The organism is Thalassospira sp. MCCC 1A02491, from assembly GCF_001613785.1.
In the GTDB taxonomy this organism is placed as follows: Bacteria; Pseudomonadota; Alphaproteobacteria; order Rhodospirillales; family Thalassospiraceae; genus Thalassospira; species Thalassospira povalilytica.
Window position 1 is genome coordinate 148,600 of record NZ_LPVX01000005.1, and the last position, 17,421, is coordinate 166,020.

At 56.1% G+C, this 17,421-nt stretch carries 17 protein-coding genes; 2 read left to right on the forward strand and 15 right to left on the reverse strand.

Features of this window, described 5'->3' with window-relative positions; genetic code table 11:
- The first annotated feature begins 19 nt into the window (after window positions 1-19).
- A complete protein-coding gene (gene hrpB / locus AUQ42_RS03415; RefSeq protein WP_068517560.1) occupies window positions 20-2,524 on the forward strand; it encodes an ATP-dependent helicase HrpB in 2,505 nt (834 codons plus the stop codon).
- A 14-nt stretch (window positions 2,525-2,538) separates the two neighbouring features.
- Here hrpB and AUQ42_RS03420 read toward each other — a convergent pair whose 3' ends face one another.
- The 13 genes from AUQ42_RS03420 to AUQ42_RS03480 all read right to left on the reverse strand — a co-directional run bounded on the left by AUQ42_RS03420 (window position 2,539) and on the right by AUQ42_RS03480 (window position 15,424).
- Window positions 2,539-3,810: an amidase gene (locus AUQ42_RS03420; protein ID WP_068517561.1), complete on the reverse strand. Its 1,272-nt coding sequence runs from the start codon at window positions 3,808-3,810 to the stop codon at window positions 2,539-2,541.
- Window positions 3,807-4,940, reverse strand: a complete 1,134-nt coding sequence (locus tag AUQ42_RS03425) for a M20 family metallopeptidase (RefSeq protein ID WP_197460769.1) — start codon at window positions 4,938-4,940, stop codon at window positions 3,807-3,809. The genes AUQ42_RS03420 and AUQ42_RS03425 overlap by 4 nt, the downstream gene beginning before the upstream one ends.
- A 44-nt stretch (window positions 4,941-4,984) precedes the next feature.
- Window positions 4,985-5,701, reverse strand: a complete 717-nt coding sequence (locus AUQ42_RS03430; RefSeq protein WP_068517564.1) for an ABC transporter ATP-binding protein — start codon at window positions 5,699-5,701, stop codon at window positions 4,985-4,987.
- A gap of 2 nt (window positions 5,702-5,703) precedes the next feature.
- A complete protein-coding gene (locus AUQ42_RS03435) occupies window positions 5,704-6,489 on the reverse strand; it encodes an ABC transporter ATP-binding protein (RefSeq protein WP_068517566.1) in 786 nt (261 codons plus the stop codon).
- Window position 6,490: 1 nt separating this feature from the next.
- Window positions 6,491-7,642, reverse strand: coding sequence for a branched-chain amino acid ABC transporter permease (locus AUQ42_RS03440; RefSeq protein ID WP_068517569.1), 1,152 nt, complete (start codon window positions 7,640-7,642; stop codon window positions 6,491-6,493).
- A 3-nt stretch (window positions 7,643-7,645) separates the two neighbouring features.
- On the reverse strand, window positions 7,646-8,566 hold the full coding sequence (locus AUQ42_RS03445; RefSeq protein WP_068517571.1) for a branched-chain amino acid ABC transporter permease: 921 nt from the start codon (window positions 8,564-8,566) through the stop codon (window positions 7,646-7,648).
- Between the two features lie 106 nt (window positions 8,567-8,672).
- On the reverse strand, window positions 8,673-9,845 hold the full coding sequence (locus AUQ42_RS03450) for a branched-chain amino acid ABC transporter substrate-binding protein (RefSeq protein WP_068517573.1): 1,173 nt from the start codon (window positions 9,843-9,845) through the stop codon (window positions 8,673-8,675).
- A gap of 245 nt (window positions 9,846-10,090) precedes the next feature.
- Window positions 10,091-10,654: a cupin domain-containing protein gene (locus AUQ42_RS03455; RefSeq protein WP_197460770.1), complete on the reverse strand. Its 564-nt coding sequence runs from the start codon at window positions 10,652-10,654 to the stop codon at window positions 10,091-10,093.
- A gap of 327 nt (window positions 10,655-10,981) precedes the next feature.
- Window positions 10,982-11,461: a transcription elongation factor GreB gene (gene greB, locus AUQ42_RS03460; RefSeq protein ID WP_068517575.1), complete on the reverse strand. Its 480-nt coding sequence runs from the start codon at window positions 11,459-11,461 to the stop codon at window positions 10,982-10,984.
- Between the two features lie 100 nt (window positions 11,462-11,561).
- Window positions 11,562-12,827: an MFS transporter gene (locus tag AUQ42_RS03465; protein ID WP_228194244.1), complete on the reverse strand. Its 1,266-nt coding sequence runs from the start codon at window positions 12,825-12,827 to the stop codon at window positions 11,562-11,564.
- 78 nt (window positions 12,828-12,905) lie between these two features.
- The gene (locus tag AUQ42_RS03470; protein ID WP_068517579.1) at window positions 12,906-13,853 is read right to left on the reverse strand and encodes a LysR family transcriptional regulator; all 948 of its coding nucleotides are present in this window, start codon (window positions 13,851-13,853) and stop codon (window positions 12,906-12,908) included.
- 102 nt (window positions 13,854-13,955) lie between these two features.
- Window positions 13,956-15,128: a DUF3095 domain-containing protein gene (locus tag AUQ42_RS03475; RefSeq protein ID WP_068517581.1), complete on the reverse strand. Its 1,173-nt coding sequence runs from the start codon at window positions 15,126-15,128 to the stop codon at window positions 13,956-13,958.
- A 77-nt stretch (window positions 15,129-15,205) separates the two neighbouring features.
- Window positions 15,206-15,424 carry a SlyX family protein gene (locus tag AUQ42_RS03480; RefSeq protein ID WP_068517582.1) on the reverse strand — a complete coding sequence of 73 codons (219 nt, stop codon included), beginning with the start codon at window positions 15,422-15,424 and terminating at the stop codon, window positions 15,206-15,208.
- A 66-nt stretch (window positions 15,425-15,490) separates the two neighbouring features.
- Here AUQ42_RS03480 and AUQ42_RS03485 point away from each other — a divergent pair, with 66 nt between their 5' ends.
- Window positions 15,491-16,057, forward strand: coding sequence for a cyclopropane-fatty-acyl-phospholipid synthase family protein (locus AUQ42_RS03485; RefSeq protein ID WP_231856671.1), 567 nt, complete (start codon window positions 15,491-15,493; stop codon window positions 16,055-16,057).
- Between the two features lie 27 nt (window positions 16,058-16,084).
- Here the strand turns inward: AUQ42_RS03485 and AUQ42_RS03490 are convergent, their stop codons facing one another.
- Both AUQ42_RS03490 and AUQ42_RS03495 read right to left on the reverse strand, forming a co-directional pair.
- On the reverse strand, window positions 16,085-16,351 hold the full coding sequence (locus AUQ42_RS03490; RefSeq protein WP_068517584.1) for a GDCCVxC domain-containing (seleno)protein: 267 nt from the start codon (window positions 16,349-16,351) through the stop codon (window positions 16,085-16,087).
- Entirely contained in the window at window positions 16,338-17,312 is a 975-nt protein-coding gene (locus tag AUQ42_RS03495) for an NAD(P)-dependent oxidoreductase (protein WP_082817708.1), read from the reverse strand. Before AUQ42_RS03495 ends, AUQ42_RS03490 begins: the two co-directional genes overlap by 14 nt.
- Window positions 17,313-17,421 lie beyond the last annotated feature (109 nt).

The following is a 17,421-nucleotide window of genomic DNA, read 5'->3' on the forward strand; positions in this document are numbered from 1 at the left end:
CTGACTGATGAAAGCCAACATGCCTGAATTTCCAGCCCTTCCGATTGATACCGTTCTGCCCGATCTGTGTGCGGCGCTGGAAACCGGGACCAATGCGGTTTTGCAGGCCCCGCCGGGCGCGGGTAAGACGACCAAGGTGCCCTTGGCGTTGCGTAATGGTGGATGGCTTGGTGATCAGAAGATCATCATGCTCGAACCCCGAAGGCTTGCCGCCCGTGCGGCTGCGCGCCGTATGGCGCAGCTTTTGGGCGAAGGGGTTGGCGAGCGGGTTGGCTATCGCGTTCGGTTTGACAGCAAGGTATCGGCAAAAACCAAAATCGAGGTCGTGACCGAGGGTATTCTGGTCCGGATGATCCAGGACGACCCGGAGCTTTCAGGGATTGGTGCGATCCTGTTTGATGAATTTCACGAACGATCCCTTGATGCCGACCTTGGATTGGCACTGGCCCTGGAAACCCAGGGCGCGCTTCGTGATGATCTGCGCATCCTTGTGATGTCGGCAACCCTTGATGGCGGGCCGATGGCATCGCTTATGGGTGATTGTCCGGTAATCACGTCCGAGGGGCGCGCCTTCCCGGTCGAAACCCGGTATTTCCCACCCAAGCCCGATAAATGGGGCAATATCCGCATTGACGGGGAAATGACCGCCGCGATCAAAACCGCCCTTCGCGAGGAAAGCGGATCGATCCTTGCCTTCCTGCCCGGACAGGGGGAAATCACAAGGGTCGAGGCAGCACTTAAGGAAGCGGTCGGCAGCGATATCATCATCGCCCCGCTTTATGGCGCTATGGATGCCAAGGCACAGGATATCGCGATCCAGCCCGCACCCGATGGTAAGCGCAAGGTGGTTCTGGCAACCGCGATTGCCGAAACGTCGCTAACCATTGATGGCATTCGCGTTGTGGTCGATAGCGGGTTGCAACGCCTCCCGCGTTTTGATCCGGCATCGGGCATGACCCGCCTGATCACGGTGAAATCATCACAGGCAAGTGCCGAACAACGCCGTGGTCGTGCCGGACGTCTGGAACCGGGTATCTGTTATCGTCTGTGGGCGGAAAATGAACAACGTGCCCGTGCGCCCTTTACCGCGCCGGAAATTGCCGAGGCCGATCTGGCCCCCCTGACGTTGGAACTGGCGCGTTGGGGTGTCACCGATCCCAAAAGCCTGCCGTGGCTTGATGTGCCCGAAGCCGCCAAAATTGATCAGGCCCGCGATATTCTGCGCGGGTTGGAAGCGATTGATCATGAAAATCGGATTACCGCGATGGGGACGGCGATGGCGGGCATACCGGTCCATCCCAGACTGGCGCACATGATGTTGCGCGGGGCGGCATTGGGGCTCGATCAGGTTGCCTGTGCCTTGGCTGCCCTTCTTTCGGATCGGGATTTCATGCGCGGGCGCGGGGCGGATTTGCGGTTGCGCATTGATGCCATCCTACGCGGCCATGCGCCCAAAATGATCAGCGAGGCCGCCAAGCAGCTTGCCCGCAGGCTTGGCGATGTCATGCGTCAGGCCAACCTTCCCAAAGGCAAGGATACAAAGGTTGATCGTGCCGACGAGGTCGGGTTGCTTCTGGCCTTTGCCTATCCCGACCGGATTGGTGAACGGCGCAAGGGGGCAGATGCGCGTTATCGCCTGTCGGGCGGGCGCGGTGGCGTTTTACCCAATGAAGACAGTCTTGCGAATGAAGCCTATATCGCCGTTGCCGAACTGGACGGGCAGGCACGTGAGGCCAAGATATATCTTGCCGCGCCGGTGGCACGCGCAACCCTTGAAACCCACTTCGCCGATCAGATTTCCGAAGGCACCGAGGTTTCCTGGGATACGCAATCAGATGCGGTACAGGCCCGCTGGCAACGCCGGATCGGTGCATTGGTGCTGGATGAAAAAGCCACCCATGACGAAGCCGATCCCGATGCGATTGCAACCGCGATGATCGAAGGCATTCGCAAGATCGGCCTGCATTGCCTGCCATGGGACAAAGCATCGGAAGGCCTGCGCCAACGGTTATCCTTCCTGCATCGGGTCGATGGCGATCATTGGCCTGATATGTCTGATGACGGGTTGCTGGCATCGCTTGAAGACTGGATCGCGCCCTATTTGACCGGGATTACCAAACGCGGGCAGCTTAAACAGATCAATCTGTCCGAGGCACTACTGGCCGGGATCGACTGGAACCAGCGTCAGGAACTGGACCGTTTGGCACCCACTCATTGGCAAGTGCCGACCGGATCAAATATCCGCATTGATTATAGCGGCGAAACCCCGGCCTTGCCGGTGCGGATGCAGGAAATGTTTGGCGCGACCGAAACGCCAAAGGTTGCCGGTGGCAAGGTTGCCGTGACCTTGCATCTTCTGTCCCCGGCCCAGCGCCCGATCCAGGTCACAAGTGATCTGGTGGGCTTCTGGAACGGGTCCTATGCGCAGCTCAAAGCCGAGATGAAGGGACGCTATCCCAAACATTACTGGCCCGATGACCCGCTTCAGGCGGAACCCACACGCCGTGTTAAAAGCCGGATGTAGGTTCCCGCCCGAAATCAGAGATGACGGGAAACCCAGTCCGCCGCCTTAAGCATCCGTGCATCATCGCCAAAGCGGCCAATTACCTGCAAGCCGACCGGCATGTTGTTGGGGCCAGACAGGCCCGGAATGTTGATGCAGGGCACGCCAGAGAATGTCCAGATACGGTTAAACACCGGATCACCCGTGGCGTTCAGGCCAAGCGGGGCCTCGCCCGGCGCACTCGGACAGATCAGGATGTCATAATCCCCCATGGCATTGGCAAGGGCCGTGCGGCTTTGCTTGGCCTGATCAAGTGCCTTGTCATAATCAGATGTCAAAACCTTCATCCCGGCATCAAATCGTTCGCGGAACTTTGCGCTGACCTGATCCGGGTGGTTTGAAACATCATAAAGACCGGTGAAACTGACTTCGTAATCCATCGCAATGCCATGGGCATTGGCAAGCGTTTCAAAGATGTCGGGCAGAGCAAAGCTGGAAACTTTCGAACCGGCCTTACCCAATCTGGTTGCGGCATCTTCAAGAAGCGACTGTGTCGATGCCTCGGCCGCGTCCCATTGCGGTGTCTGGCAAAAACCGATGGTGGGGACGAAATCATCGCTATCCTGATGAATGGCGAGTTCGGGACGACGCCCAAGGATAGAAGCAAGGAAACCGGCATCCTTCACCGTACGGGTCATAACCCCGAGGTGATCCATCGATGGCGCGAGGGGACGGATGCCGGTTAACGGCAAGAAGCCGTAACTGGGTTTATAGCCAACAACCCCGCAATAGGATGCGGGACGAATGATCGAACCAGCCGTCTGGGTGCCCAAGGCGGCCGGAACATGGTAATCGGCAACGGCCGCGGCCGAGCCGCTTGATGATCCGCCCGGTGTGCGGCCAAGGTCATTGGGGTTGGCCGTTTTGCCCGGCTGGAAATAGGCAAATTCGGTCGAAACGGTTTTGCCAAGAACAATCCCGCCGGCATTGCGGATGGTTGCAACGCATGCGGCGTCCTGTGCCGGTTGATGGCCGTCATAGATCGATGATCCATAGCCCGTGGGCATATCGGCGGTATCAATCAGGTCCTTGATCCCGATCGGAAGACCCGAAAGCGGACCGCTCGCAGGATTGCTGGCCCGTGCCTTGGCGCTTTCTGCATCGATATGCATCCATGCGCGAACATGGCCTTCACGTTCGGAAATGCGATTCAGGCAGGATGCCAAAAGCGTTTCCGGCGTCAATTGACCGTCGGAAATCGCACTGGCCGCATCGAGAAGCGACAATCTGTTTGGCTGTGACATCATTGATTGTTCCAGTTTTCGGCCAGTGTGCGGTAAATGCCAACCGCCTCTTCGATCCGCGAGACATAGCAAAACTCGTCGGTCTGATGGGCCATGGCGGCTTCGCCCGGGCCAAGAATGACGGTTGGGGCAAAGTCATAGGCACGGGTGAAAATCGACGCATCGGTGAAATAGGCCGCGGTCTTGTTGACAATCGGGTCGTCATGAAGCGGTGCAACCACCTCGAACACCGACTGCATCCACGGATCTTCCGGCGATGTCCAGACCGGTTCCAGATTGACCGTCGGGGTCAATGTCACCTCGTCCCCCAGATAGGAAGCGAGCTGTTTCAAAATGACATCATTATCCTGACCGGGGATGGTGCGGACATCGATGCCGATTTCGGCCCGGTTGGGCACGGAATTGACGTTGATACCGCCATCAACCGTCCCGACATTTAAGGTCGCAGGCCCCATGACCGGATGGCGGGCAACGTTGAAGTCATAGTCTTCAAGCTTGGTGATCGCGCGCGATGCCTTATAGATGGCGTTAACGCCAAGTTCAGGCATCGAACCATGGGCGGTCACACCATCGGTCACGGCCTTCATCCACAAGGCACCCTTGTGCCCGACATAGGGATAATTCGATGTCGGTTCGGCGACAACGATGGCACCGGCCTTGCCAATCACATCGCCAAGACCCGCGATATAGGCCGCACCTTCGCACCCGGTTTCCTCGCCCGCGGTAATCAAAAGAACCACACCGGGACCCTTGGCCAGATCAGCGGAAATTTCGATCACGGCGGCGACAAATGCGGCGACGCCCGATTTCATGTCGCTTGATCCGCGACCATAAAGCTTGCCGTCCGCGATATCGGCACCAAACGGTGCTATCGACCATTCGGTGTGACCCAGCGGGACGGTATCAAGATGACCGGTAAAGCAGATCGGGGGACAGGTTTCCGACCCACCGATCCGGGCAATCAGGTTGGTTCTGCCCGGTGCGAAGTCATGATAGGAAATGTCAAAACCGTTTTCGGCCAGAAGACTACCGACATATTCGACGCAATCCTTTTCGGGATTGACCGGATTGACGGTTTCAAACCGGATCAGTTGACGGGTCAGTTCGACCGCATCAATTTTGGTGTTGGGCACGTTGTTTCCTCTGCGTTCTTTGGGCGCTGAATTTCGAATTTGGATCAGCCGAAGTAAGCCTCGTGGACTTCCTTGTTTTCAGACAGTTCCTGTGCCGTACCTTCGGCGACAACACGCCCCTGCGACATCACATAGCCGTAATGGGCGATGGCCAGCGTCTGGTGCACATTCTGTTCAACAAGGAACACGGTGATGCCCTGATCGTTGATCCGTTTGATGATGTTGAAGTTTTCTTTGACGAACAGCGGCGACAAACCAAGGGACGGTTCATCGATCAGCAGGACCTTGGGGGCCGCCATCAGGCCGCGCCCGATGGACACCATTGCCTGTTCACCACCCGACATCGTACCGGCCAGCTGATTGCGGCGTTCCTTGAGACGGGGGAAAATCTCAAATACCTGATCCATGCGATCGCGCAGGACGGCTTCGGTATTTTCCTGATAGCCGCCAAGACGCAGGTTATCGACCACCGTCATTTTCGGGAACACCTTGCGGCCTTCGGGAATGCAGGCGATGCCCGCCGAGATGATCTTGTGGGTCGGAAGCCCGATCAGGCTTTGTCCATCGATCTGGATGTCGCCGGAACGCGGTGGCGTCAGACCAAGAATGGCGCGAATGATGGTCGATTTGCCCGCGCCATTTGATCCCAGCAGGCAGGTGATTTTGCCTGCTGGAACCTTTAGCGACACGCCTTCGAGAACGTCGGCGGAATCATAGGCCGCATAGATGTCTTTGACTTCGAGTGCACTTGCCGTGGCCATGATTATTCTCCCCCCAGATAGGCTTCCTGGACAAGCTTGTCCGAGGCGACGTCACGATAGGCGCCTTCACAAATTTTCTGTCCGAAGTTCAAGACAATGCATTTGTCTGTCACACGTTCGATCATGCCCATTTCATGTTCGACCAGAATGATCGAAAGACCATCGATCATTTCGCGGACTTCAAGAATATCATCCATCAATTCGCGGGTTTCTTCGTGGGTCATGCCAGCGGATGGTTCATCAAGAAGCAACAGGCGCGGGTGACTGATCAGCGCACGGCAAATTTCAATGCGGCGACGATCAATCATGCGCAGGCTTCCGACCGGATCGAACATCTTGTCGGCCAGGGCCGGATCAAAAATCTTAAGAAGCTTGCGGGCTTCTTCGTGATTTTCCCGGATCTGTTCGCGAAGGGCCTTGCGCTTGAAAATGTTGAACAGCAATCCCTGATCAAGGCGCTTGTGATTGCCGATCATGATGTTGTCGAAAATTGACAATTCAAGGCACAGGCGCGAACGCTGAAACGTGCGGGCAACGCCGGCTTCGTAGACTTTCTGGGCAGGCCAGCTTGTGATGTCCTGTCCGAGAAATTCGATGCTGCCGCCATTGGCTTCATAGATGCCGGTCAAAACATTGAACGACGTGGTTTTACCCGATCCGTTCGGCCCGATCAGGCCCAGGATCTGGCCATTGGTAAGTTCCATGTCGAACTTGTTGAGTGCGACGACACCGCCGAAACGCCGGGTCAGTTCGCGAAAGGCCAGTACGGTTTCTTGTTGCTGGGCCATATCAACCTCTCCAGCCTGGAATATATGCACGCAAACCACGCGGAAGGATGCCCTGCGGACGGAACAGCAGGATCAGGATCATCACCACCGCATAGATCAGGAACCGGTATTCCTGAATGACCTGAAGCTTTTCAGGCAGCAGAACGACAAGACCGGCAGCAAGGATCGTACCCCACAGGCTTCCCATCCCGCCAAGCAGAACAATCGAAACCAGAATAAGGGAGTCCGAAAATGCAAAGTTCGACGGTGCAATAAAGCCAAGCATCATGGCGTAAAGCGCACCAGCCGTTCCGGCCAGGAAGTTGCCAAGGGTAAAGGCAACAATTTTCCAGCGTTTGATGTCGATGCCAAAACAGGCAGCAGCGGTTTCATCAAGACGCACGGCATCGAAATTCAACCCGATCCACGACCGTTCGATACGACGCATCAGAACAAAGGTCAGAATGACCATGACAAGAGCCAGGATCACGTAGTTCAGATAGAATGAAAGTTCGATGTTTTCGGTGATTTCGATGTTGTTGTTGAAATCCCAACCAAACAGGTTCATGCCCGAAACGCCCAGTCCCTGCGGACCGCCAAGCGTGTCATTGACTTCAAGGAAGGTGCGAAACAGAAGGCCAAAGGCAATGGTGACAACCGCCGCATAATGGCCACGTGTGCGCAGAACCGGAATAATCAGCACCGATCCGACAATGGCGGCGATGACGCCGCCCAGAATGATGACCAGCAAAAGCGGAATGGATGTATCGCCAAGAACCGCGGCGGTATAACAGCCAACCCCGAAGAAGGCCGCACCGGCAAAGTTGACGACACCGGTATAGCCGAACTGCATGTTCAGCCCGCAACAGGCAATCACGTACAGCATGACAGTCGCGATCATCAGCAACGGGAAATGGTCTTCGCGGAACCAGAAAATAACGACCAGGGTTGCGGCAATCACCGCCATATTCATCAGTCGTTCATTACGCGAAAGCGATTGTGCGATTGACCGGGTAAAGCCGAACTTTGCACCGGCAAAGACCAGGGCAGCGGCGAATAAAATCAGTGCGAAAATCTCGGCCTGTTCTTCGATGGCGATGAATGTGATCGTGAACGCCGCCGCAGCAGCGGCCAGCAGAACAATCACGGCCTTGTCTTTAAACGATTGCGTCATTGATCAGACCCTTTCGCTTGTTTTTTCGGCGATCAGGCCGGTCGGGCGCCAGGCGATGATGGCAATGACCACTGCAAACGCGAAAACGTCTTTGTACGCACTGGCAAAGGGCAGGGCGACGGCACCAAGGGTCTGCAATCCGGCAAACAGGAAGCCGCCAAGAATGGCGCCATAAATGTTGCCAAGACCACCAACGATGGCGGCACTAAAGCCGATCACGCCAAGCAGAAGGCCCATGCCGAAGTTGATTTCATTGTAGTAAAGACCGTTCATCACCCCGGCAAAGGCGGCAACACCGGACCCCAGCGCAAAGGTCAGAAGCACGATCATCTTGAAATTGATGCCCATGCATTTGGCGGTTTCTTCATCCTGGGCCACAGCACGGATCGCCAGACCAAGACGGGTGCGATTGATCAGCACATTCACGCCAATAATGACCAGAAGCCCGCCAATCAGAAGGATCACGCTGTCAGCGCGCAATGTGAAGGATCCCAAAGACCAGGATTCCGTCGGCAACAGCGACGGGAAGTGTTTGGGGTTGGAACCGTCGGGATAAAACAGACGGATCGCTTCGCGCAGAACGGTGCCAAGCATAAGTGTCACCAGCAGCGTATTGAGCGGCGGTGCCGATTTAAGCGGAAGCACAAGATAGCGCGCAATAATGGCCCCGAGAATGGCCATCGACCCGACGGCGATCACCAGAACACCGACAAGCTGAATGAACGCGTTATCGATCCCGATCGCGGTCATACCGAGATAGGTCGAAAAACCCGCAAAGGTGCCGACCATCAGGACATCACCATGAGAAAACTTGATGACATCAAGCACACCGAAAAACAGCGTGAAGCCAACAGCAACAAGGGCATACATCATGCCAAGCATCATGCCGTTAACAACAAACTGACCGAGAAGGCCCACATCCATGGCCAACCTACCTCTTTGATTTGATTAGTTGAGTTTCTTGCGAAGAAAACAGCCCGTCCTTCCCCGTCAGGAACAACCCGACAGGGAAGGGAGCGTTTCAACCGGCTTATTTGCCTGCGAGCTTGCGCTTGCCTGTTGCGTATTCGCTGTCTTCCCAGACAACCCATTTGCCGTCCTGGACGACATATTTGGTGATGGCCGCAACGGTGTTCTGACCGTGATCATCGAACGAGATTTCGCCGACAATTGACTCATACCCGTGGATGTCACCAAGGTATTTGGTCAGTTTTTTGCGGTTCGGGCCGACTTCCTCGATACCATCAAGGATCAGGTTCATCGCCGCAAATGCAAACGGTCCATAGGCTTCTTCGGATTCAGCAAAACCGGCTGCCTTGTATTTTTCGGTGAAATACTGGCCACCTGGCAGTTTGTCGACCGGTGCACCTTCAAGGAAGCTGACCACTCCTTCGGACAGGTCGGCACCGACACCGTCAATAAAGGAGTCAGACTTGATGCCCGAAACACCTTGGAACTGTGCAGTGATGCCAAGTTTTTCCATCTGGGCACGGATGCGCACGCCAAGCGGGGTCAGACCACCGAAATAAATGACATCCGGATTAAGCTGCTTGGCTTTGGTCAGTTCGGCGGTAAAGTCCTGCTGATCGGCCGGGACACCGAAATCAGCAAGGATTTCGCCACCGTTCTGGGTCAGGTATTCAGAAAAATACTTGTCGTGGCCTTTGCCGTAATCGGTCGTGTCATGAATGATGACCCAGGTTTTGTAGCCCTGTTCCGTCATGAACTTTGCCGCAACATCGTTCTGGTTGATCATCGTACCGTTGACACGGTGAATTTCCTTGTAGTCATTGCCATAGGTGACATCAGGCAGAACCGCACCCCAGACCGACATTGGCAGGTTGAATTTGTGATAGATATCAACCGCGCCCATTGCGACTGCCGAACAATAATGTCCGACAAGGCCAATGATCGATCTGTCTGCGGCAATTTTGGTTGCGACCTGAACGCCAACGTTCGGTTTGCATTCGGAATCCATTGCAACCAGCTCGTACTCGTATTTGGCATTCGGGTCGGCATTGCGAAGCTGAACTGCCAGTTCTGCCGAGTTACGGCCACCCACACCCACTGCGGAAACACCGCCGGTCAGCGGGCCGATAAAGGCAACTTTTACCTTGTCTTTGGCGTCGGCGAAATGCGCGCCAGCGGTCAGCGCCATCGAGAATGCAATCGCAGAAACAGCCGATTTGCTTAGAAATTTCATAAAGATAAGCCCCCTGTTGGCTTTTTTGAAAACAGCCCGAAAGACCCTTTGAAAAGGGTTCCGAGGTTTCGCCAGCCACATCGATGCGAGAGTTATGTTTCTTCCCGAACCTGGGTCATTTTGACCTGGCCACCTTGTGTGCGGTGGGTTTGCGAGTTAGCCAGCAGGGGGCATACTGACCAAGTCTTTCCTATTGGTCAAGTCACTTGCCTAATACGCAAGTAATTTTACTTAGGCCTGAAAAATCAGAAGGTCGGCGGGGTGTTGACCCAGAGAACCCGGGTTTCCTTATCGGTCGGATTGCGATAGCCATGTGGCATTCTGGACGGGAAGAAGAATGAGTCGCCCGGCATCAGATGGTATTCGACGCCATCGACATTCAGATCAAGTTCACCTTCGAGCACATAGCCAAGTTCTTCGCCTTCGTGAACGATGGTGCCCGAACTGCCGCCACCGGCGCGGACAATATGGATCGTGCCAAACAACAGATGCCCCGATGACGGGGAAACCAGCGTTTCAAGGCTGACACCTTCGCCCGGACGGATGTTGCTGGTATGCAGGACCTGTCTTGTTCCCGCACGCGAAACGATGCTGTCACTTGCTTCGCTGAACAGGGCGCTGATGGATGTTTCCAGCACCGCGACAATGCGATGCAACAGTTGCAGTGACGGTTTGACCTTGTCGTTTTCAAGTTTTGACAGGAAGCCTTCGGAACATTCGACCTGATCGGCAAGATCGCACAGTCTCATTCCTTTGAGCTTGCGTGCATGGCGCAGTTTCATGCCAATCGGGAACGTAGAATCACTCATTTTCAATTTCCGGCCGTTTTCTTGAATGTCGATAAAGTTCGTCAGAAATCACGTATTTCGGGGGAAGCAATCCATCTTCAATCCGCCGCGTTTTACGACCCAATCATGGGCGCGAATTGATTGATTGCGCAAGACTTCTCAGCACAAATTGTTTCATCCTGCCCGCCAAAGTAACGATTTGACGTCCATTCATGACGCCTTTTTCTGACAAAAGATATGCAACTTTTGCCAGAAAAAGATGCCGGGAAAAGCGGCCAGAAAAGCGACAGGCTGAACATGGGCCTGCATGTGCCGATTACGGGCAATTGATGCGGGAATTCCTGCCGATCAGGCAGGATAGCGGATATCGAGGATTTCGAGTTCGTCCTCGCCAGCAGGGGTGCGGACCGTTACGACATCGCCGACACCCGATTTCATCAGGGCGCGGGCGACCGGGGAAATCCAGCTGATCTTGCCATTCAGGCTGTCGGCCTCGTCCTCGCCGACAATGCGGATGGTTTTTTCCTCGTCACGGGAATTGACGTAAGTCACTGTCGCGCCAAAGAAAATACGGGAATGATCGGGCTGTTCTTCGGGGCGGACAACCACCGCATCCTCGATCCGTTTGCGCAAATAGCGCACCCGGCGGTCAATTTCGCGCAGGCGCTTTTTGCCATAAATGTAATCGCCATTTTCCGAACGATCGCCATTGCCCGCCGCCCAATGCACAACGGCGACAACTTCGGGCCGTTCCTTTTTCCAAAGGTGGTCGAGTTCGGATTTAAGGGCGTCGAGGCCCTCGGGCGTGATGTAAATCGGTCTGTCCATGACCGGCTTTTACCCCAAAGAACCTGACGCGAAAAGACCGTAAAAAAAGGGGCGACCTGCCAAAACAGATCGCCCCCGTTTTCAGATATTCGGACAGCGATCAGGCCGCTTTGGCCGTGCTGCGCAATTCCTTGTCATCAATCGGCATATGGACAAGGGCCGCAAAGATGCCAAGCGCAACCGATGCCCACCAGACCGCATCGAAATTGCCGGTCAGGTCATAGACAATCCCGCCCATCCAGGCGCCAAAGAAGGCCCCGATCTGATGGGACAGCATGACGATGCCAAACAGGGTCGCCATATAGCGCGGGCCGAAAACCTGTGCGATCAGGCCACTGGTCAGCGGCACGGTCGAAAGCCACAATGCCCCCATCGATGCCGAAAACAGCAAGATGGTTTCAGATGTTTTGGGCGCAAAGATAAAGGCGACAATCACAAGGGCCCGCATGCCGTAAATCACCGACAGGCCATTTTTCTTGCGCCATTTGCCACCGGCCCAACCCGCCGTCAGGGTGCCAAAGATGTTAAACAGCCCGACCAGTGCCAGGCCTTCGGCGGCGACAGAACGCGGCAAGCCGCACAGTTCGGTAAAGGTCGGAAGATGGGTGGCGATCACGGCAATATGGAAACCGCAGACAAAGAACCCGGCATTCAAAAGCAGGAAGCCGCGATGTTTGCGGGCCTCGTGGAAGGCCGCAGCCAATCCTTGCGGGCCAAGATCGGGGGCCGCGGTCGGGCTGTTGCCTTCGGCCTTGCCGGTCAGCGCAAAGGCGGCCGGAACAATCAGCATCGAAATCGCGGCAAGAATGGCAAGGGTCGTGACATAGCCAAGCGATCCGTTAAGTGCCTGTGCGGTCGGGGCCATGATGAACTGGCCAACCGAACCACCGGCCGATGCCAGGCCAAGGGCGAAGCTTCGACGTTCCGGGCTGAATACCCGGCTGATGGCAGCAAGGATCACCGGGAAACTGGTGGCACCAACCCCGGTCCCGATCAGGAAGCCCGCGGTCAGGTGCAATTCGCCGGGCGATGATGACGTGCCCATCATATAAAGGCCAAGACCATATAATACCGATCCGCCAATCAGGGTACGCGTGGTGCCGAACCGGTCGGCCAGCGCCCCGGCGATCGGGGCCGAAATCCCCCACATCAGGTTCTGGATGGCAAAGGCCAGACCAAAGGTGGCAGCATTCCAGCCGGTATCATTGAGCATGTCGGGAATGAACAGGCCAAGCGACTGTCGGACGCCAAGGTTCAGCGACAGAACAAGGCAGCCGCAAAGCAGAACCAGCCACGGGAACCATTTGGTCGCGCGCATGATGGTCATGCGTCCCGGACTGTTTTGCGGGCTTTGGGTGGGGCTCATCAGGTGTCCTCCGAAAGGCAGATTGCAAGTTGGTGGCGATTGTGGCGGCGGATCGTCAATGCGTCCAATTCATTCGGTTCATGATGCTGATAACATTCGTGCATGATCGAGGTTGGACATCTCGCCGGCCTGAATGACGATTTCACCAACCTTGTCGATAATGTCATTAAGGTCCCCGCTGGAGGCCCGCCGGATTAGCGTGATCGCCATGCCCCAGTTCATGCCGGGAATATCAAGAATGCGGATGCGGTCATGGGCGGGACTGTGCATGCAAAAACGCCGCGCCATGATGCCATAGCCGGCCCCGGCGGCGACCATTTCGATTTGCAATTCAAGTGCCGATACTTCGAGAACGGAATTGAATTCCACCCCGTTCTTGTGGGCCCAGGCATTGCCAAGGGCGCGAAAAGTGCATCCTTCGGGCATCAGCACCATCGGGTGTCTGGCAAGTTCGGCGATGGTGGTCGGGTGCTGACGCGCCGATTTCGGACCGATGGCAACGATATGGTCATCAAGCAGGGTTTCCGGCAGCAAGCTTGCCGGAAGGTCGCGGCTTTGAACACCGCCGACAATGCCGTGCGGGCCATCAAGCGACAGCATGGCATCGATTTCACCCCGGCGCAAAAGCGGCAGCAGTTCCGCCGACCAGCCGCTTTTGATCGTAAGTGACATGTCTGGAAATGCCTGATGGAGATCGCGCAATTCGCGGGCGGCAAGCAGCGGGGCGGCACCGTGGCTGACGCCAAGGCGGAACGGACCATGACAGCGCGCCATGCCGGTAACGGAATCACTGAATCCGTCAAGCCTGCGCAACAGATCGCGGGCCTCGGTCAGGGCACGATGACCCGCCGGGGTGGGTTGCAGCGGCTTGGTCGAACGGTCAAACAGCGATGTGCCGATGCGTTCTTCAAGTCGTTGAATACGCCGGGTCACCGCAGGCTGGGTCAGGCCGAGCCGGTTTGCCGCCCCGTGAAAAGACTGGGCATCGGCAACAGCAATCAATGCTTCGAGTTCGCGGGTATCCATGATCCATATCCACAGCTGCCAAGGGTCGCGACAGTGTCATGGATTTTTTATCGCGATGCAATCAATCTATTGGTTCGAAATTATTGATGCATTTCATGCATGTTATGCGCGGTCGGCATCGGGAATTTTGGCTTTATAGGCCGATGCGGCGGCAGTATAACCGCCTTCGCCGCCATCCAGAAAATGGAAATGGGCATCATTGGTGATGGACGGCACGATACAGGTCATGATTGCGGTGCGCTGACGATGAAGGCCAAAGCGGATATCACCGCGATCTTCGGCAGCCCGCAAAAAGGCATCGATTTCTTCGCTACGCTGTACCGTGCAATTGACCGTCATCCAAAGTCCATCCCCAAACTTGCGAAAATCGGTGTTGTAGCCGGTAAAATCGCGATAGCGTTTGGGATCAAAATCCCCCAGTTTCCAGCCGGTTTTCATCAGAACCAGCGCAATCAGCGAAATATAAAGCGCCTTGAGCCAGGCCTTGATATAGCCGCCTTCCTTATGCTGGGTCGCCAGGGCTTCGAGTTTCAGACCCTTGGGCGGAAAGGAAAAGTCGGGACCGCGCGCCGGGATCGGGCTGCTTTTGCGCGGGCTGTCATCGAGAATGTCAAAAAGACCCGTGACGACATGATCAAACCGGGCGCGGTCATCGGCGGGATGAACAATGATCGACAGGATATGGTCGCTGCCAGTTGCGCGGATCGGTGACCAGCGACAGGACAGACCCGACAGATCGGGCCGGGTGCCCGGCGGGGCGGGCGGGATCATGTTATGGCCTGATTTCATCTGGTCTTCGGCCCATCTGAGGCCGCGACCATTGAACATGGCATAGGATACCGGCGGTGAAACGGCAAAGCGCGCCACCCGCACATCGCGGCCGGTCGCGCGGATATCGGCAATCGGCACCAGCGCGATGCGCAATTCAAAGCCAAGGGTTTCGCGCGCCCATGTCGCGGTTGCCGCCATTGCGTCACGGACCGCATCAATGCGGTCGGGCGCACAGGCAAAACTTGCACCATCGCCGCCAAACATGAACGGATAGTCGGAATGACCCAGGGCATTGCCAACTGCACAGATCACCGATGCCCCGACCATATTGACATCCTTGAACCGGCCCGCGGCAATGGCTCCGGTCGATCCGACAATATCGGATGTGCCAACCCACCAGTCATCGGGAATGGACCGATAGACAGACCCGTCAAGAACCTTGGCAAAGTCGTCAAAGACGGGAATGTCGAGATAAGGGTTGGCGTTGGGGTTGGGGCTGGTCACGTCTTTCTCGCAAGCTCGGTGGCGGGGCGCGATCGATCAGGGCACAGCCAAAAGATCGCGCGAAACGAAGCCCGTCCTTAATAATGGGGCGGCGGGGCGTCGTCTTCGGGGGCTGTACGCAGAAAATCGATCATGCGTTTAATATCAGAAGACATCAGTTTGTTCTGACGTTCGAGAAGATCGATGCGGTCCCACTGGGATTTGATCATGTCAGAAAGGTCGCTTACCACGGAATCCATGTGGGCGAGCTGGGTTTCAAGTTCGGTGATGCGGTTTTCCGTATCGTCGTTATGCATGCTTGTATCTTCTGGATTTGGATGCCGCCATATGGCAGGACTGTGATTGAACCTGGGTCGGAACCCATGGCGGACAGTAACATATTTCGCGGATATATGACGGATTTATCGGTACTTGTTTTTGTTGTGATCATTCTGGCGCTGATTGCGATCTATTCGGTTCGCCTGCAATCGGTGCCGATGCCGACTTTGCGTTCTGCGGCTGATGAAATTATCGCCTATATCCCCGCCGATATCCGGTCGGTGACCGATTTCGGATCGGGCTGGGGGGATCTGGCGATCGCGATTGCGCGGGCCCGTCCCGATATTTCGGTCACCGGGATTGAACTTTCGCCCGTTCCCTATGCAATCAGCCGGATGCGCGCGGTTTTGGCGGGCAAGCCGAACCTGCGTTTTATCCGTGGCGATTTTCGCAAACTTGATCGCGATCCCGGGGATGTTGTGGTGTGTTTTATTGATCCGCGTGTGATGGCCGATGTTGGCGATGTCTGTTCGCAGCGCCTGCGTGACGGAGCGATTGTCATATCGCGCGGCTTTGCCATTCCCGGCTGGCAGGCATTTGGCGAAGTGCCGATGAAAACCAGCACCGATCGCCTTTACCTGTATCGGTTCGGCAAACATAAACCGGCCTGATGATGGCGGGGAAAATCGTGCGACAGCCTAGTCGTGCGGTGGAACACCCGATCGGGTCGGGGCGCAGCAATCGGCATTTTTGCCATGCAGCTGCACCGGCGGGCAGGGGACGGTGCCGTATGAGCAATACACACAGCAGTCCCCCGGATGCGGGCGCAAAACCGCACCGCATCCCGTGCAGTCATAGAAATACTGGCAGGCGTCAGTCGGCATGGTTTCGGTACTGACATGACCGCATTCCGGACAGGTCAGTACCGATGTCAGTTCGATGCGGTTTTCGTCAGTCTTCTTCATAGACTTTGATCAGGGCCGAATGATCCAGATCACCGTCCCCCATGGCGATGACTTCGTCATAGAGTTCCATCACCAGACGGGTGATCGGCAATTCAAGGCCAAGCTCGCCTTCGGAGAAATCAAGCGCCTGATAAAGGTCCTTGCGCTGGGTGACGACCTTGCCGCCCGGTTCGAAATTGCGTTCGATCATGCGTTCGCCATGTTTCTGCAAGATCGCAGAATCAGCAAAGCCCCCGGTCAGTGCCGAGCGCAGCTTGCCAAGATCGACACCGGCTTCATCAGCCATGGAAAAGGCTTCGGCGACGGCGCCGATGGTAATGCCGACAATCATCTGGTTGGCGGCCTTGGCGATCTGACCCGATGTGACATCGCCAACATGGGTCACGCGGGCACCCAGAACTTCAAAGACGCGGTGGGCGCGTTCGAAATCTTCGGGATCAGCACCGACCATGATCGACAATGTGCCGTTTTCCGCACCATGGGTTCCGCCCGATACCGGGGCGTCGATCCATTTGCCACCGGCATCTTCGACCGCATCGGCAAACCGGCGTGTCGCATCAACTGCCGTGGTGCCCATATCGATAACGATTGTGCCTTCTTCCATGCCGTCAATAACCCCGTCTTCGCCCAGAAGGACGTTTTCAAGGGCCGGGGTATTGGCAACACAGATGATGACGATATCGGCATCGGACACGGCATCGGCCGGTGTGCCGGCCGTTGCAATGCCAAGATCTTCAAAGGCATTGAGCGTTTCGGGATTGCGGGTATTGACCGTCAGGTGGGCACCCGCCTTTTCAAGGTTCAGCGCCATCGGGCGCCCCATCAGTCCAAGTCCGATAAAGGCAATCTTTTCCCCGGAAAGAGCAGTCATGACAGCAGTCCCTTTTTGGCGGTGGGCGAAAACAGTTACGTCGATACGCAACCGCACCTGCGCCGGACGGGCACATGTGCGGCAAAACATGTTGGCAAGGCCATATCACATTGCGGCATGGATGAAAGCTGCGATTTCAAGGGGACCATGCCCGAAATGCGCTTGTTATGCCACAACTTCAATCAGACGGGGCCTCGTT

Excerpts from the sequence above, each read along its gene's own strand:
- AUQ42_RS03465 (WP_228194244.1), bottom strand. The coding sequence starts at position 12,827 with ATGAGCCCCACCCAAAGCCCGCAAAACAGTCCGGGACGCATGACCATC.
- AUQ42_RS03480 (WP_068517582.1), bottom strand. The coding sequence starts at position 15,424 with ATGCATAACGACGATACGGAAAACCGCATCACCGAACTTGAAACCCAG.
- AUQ42_RS03455 (WP_197460770.1), bottom strand. The coding sequence starts at position 10,654 with ATGAGTGATTCTACGTTCCCGATTGGCATGAAACTGCGCCATGCACGC.
- AUQ42_RS03430 (WP_068517564.1), bottom strand. The coding sequence starts at position 5,701 with ATGGCCACGGCAAGTGCACTCGAAGTCAAAGACATCTATGCGGCCTAT.
- AUQ42_RS03450 (WP_068517573.1), bottom strand. The coding sequence starts at position 9,845 with ATGAAATTTCTAAGCAAATCGGCTGTTTCTGCGATTGCATTCTCGATG.
- AUQ42_RS03420 (WP_068517561.1), bottom strand. The coding sequence starts at position 3,810 with ATGATGTCACAGCCAAACAGATTGTCGCTTCTCGATGCGGCCAGTGCG.
- AUQ42_RS03490 (WP_068517584.1), bottom strand. The coding sequence starts at position 16,351 with ATGAAGAAGACTGACGAAAACCGCATCGAACTGACATCGGTACTGACC.
- AUQ42_RS03440 (WP_068517569.1), bottom strand. The coding sequence starts at position 7,642 with ATGACGCAATCGTTTAAAGACAAGGCCGTGATTGTTCTGCTGGCCGCT.
- AUQ42_RS03445 (WP_068517571.1), bottom strand. The coding sequence starts at position 8,566 with ATGGATGTGGGCCTTCTCGGTCAGTTTGTTGTTAACGGCATGATGCTT.
- AUQ42_RS03435 (WP_068517566.1), bottom strand. The coding sequence starts at position 6,489 with ATGGCCCAGCAACAAGAAACCGTACTGGCCTTTCGCGAACTGACCCGG.
- AUQ42_RS03470 (WP_068517579.1), bottom strand. The coding sequence starts at position 13,853 with ATGGATACCCGCGAACTCGAAGCATTGATTGCTGTTGCCGATGCCCAG.
- AUQ42_RS03495 (WP_082817708.1), bottom strand. The coding sequence starts at position 17,312 with ATGTTTTGCCGCACATGTGCCCGTCCGGCGCAGGTGCGGTTGCGTATC.
- AUQ42_RS03485 (WP_231856671.1), top strand. The coding sequence starts at position 15,491 with ATGGCGGACAGTAACATATTTCGCGGATATATGACGGATTTATCGGTA.
- greB (WP_068517575.1), bottom strand. The coding sequence starts at position 11,461 with ATGGACAGACCGATTTACATCACGCCCGAGGGCCTCGACGCCCTTAAA.
- hrpB (WP_068517560.1), top strand. The coding sequence starts at position 20 with ATGCCTGAATTTCCAGCCCTTCCGATTGATACCGTTCTGCCCGATCTG.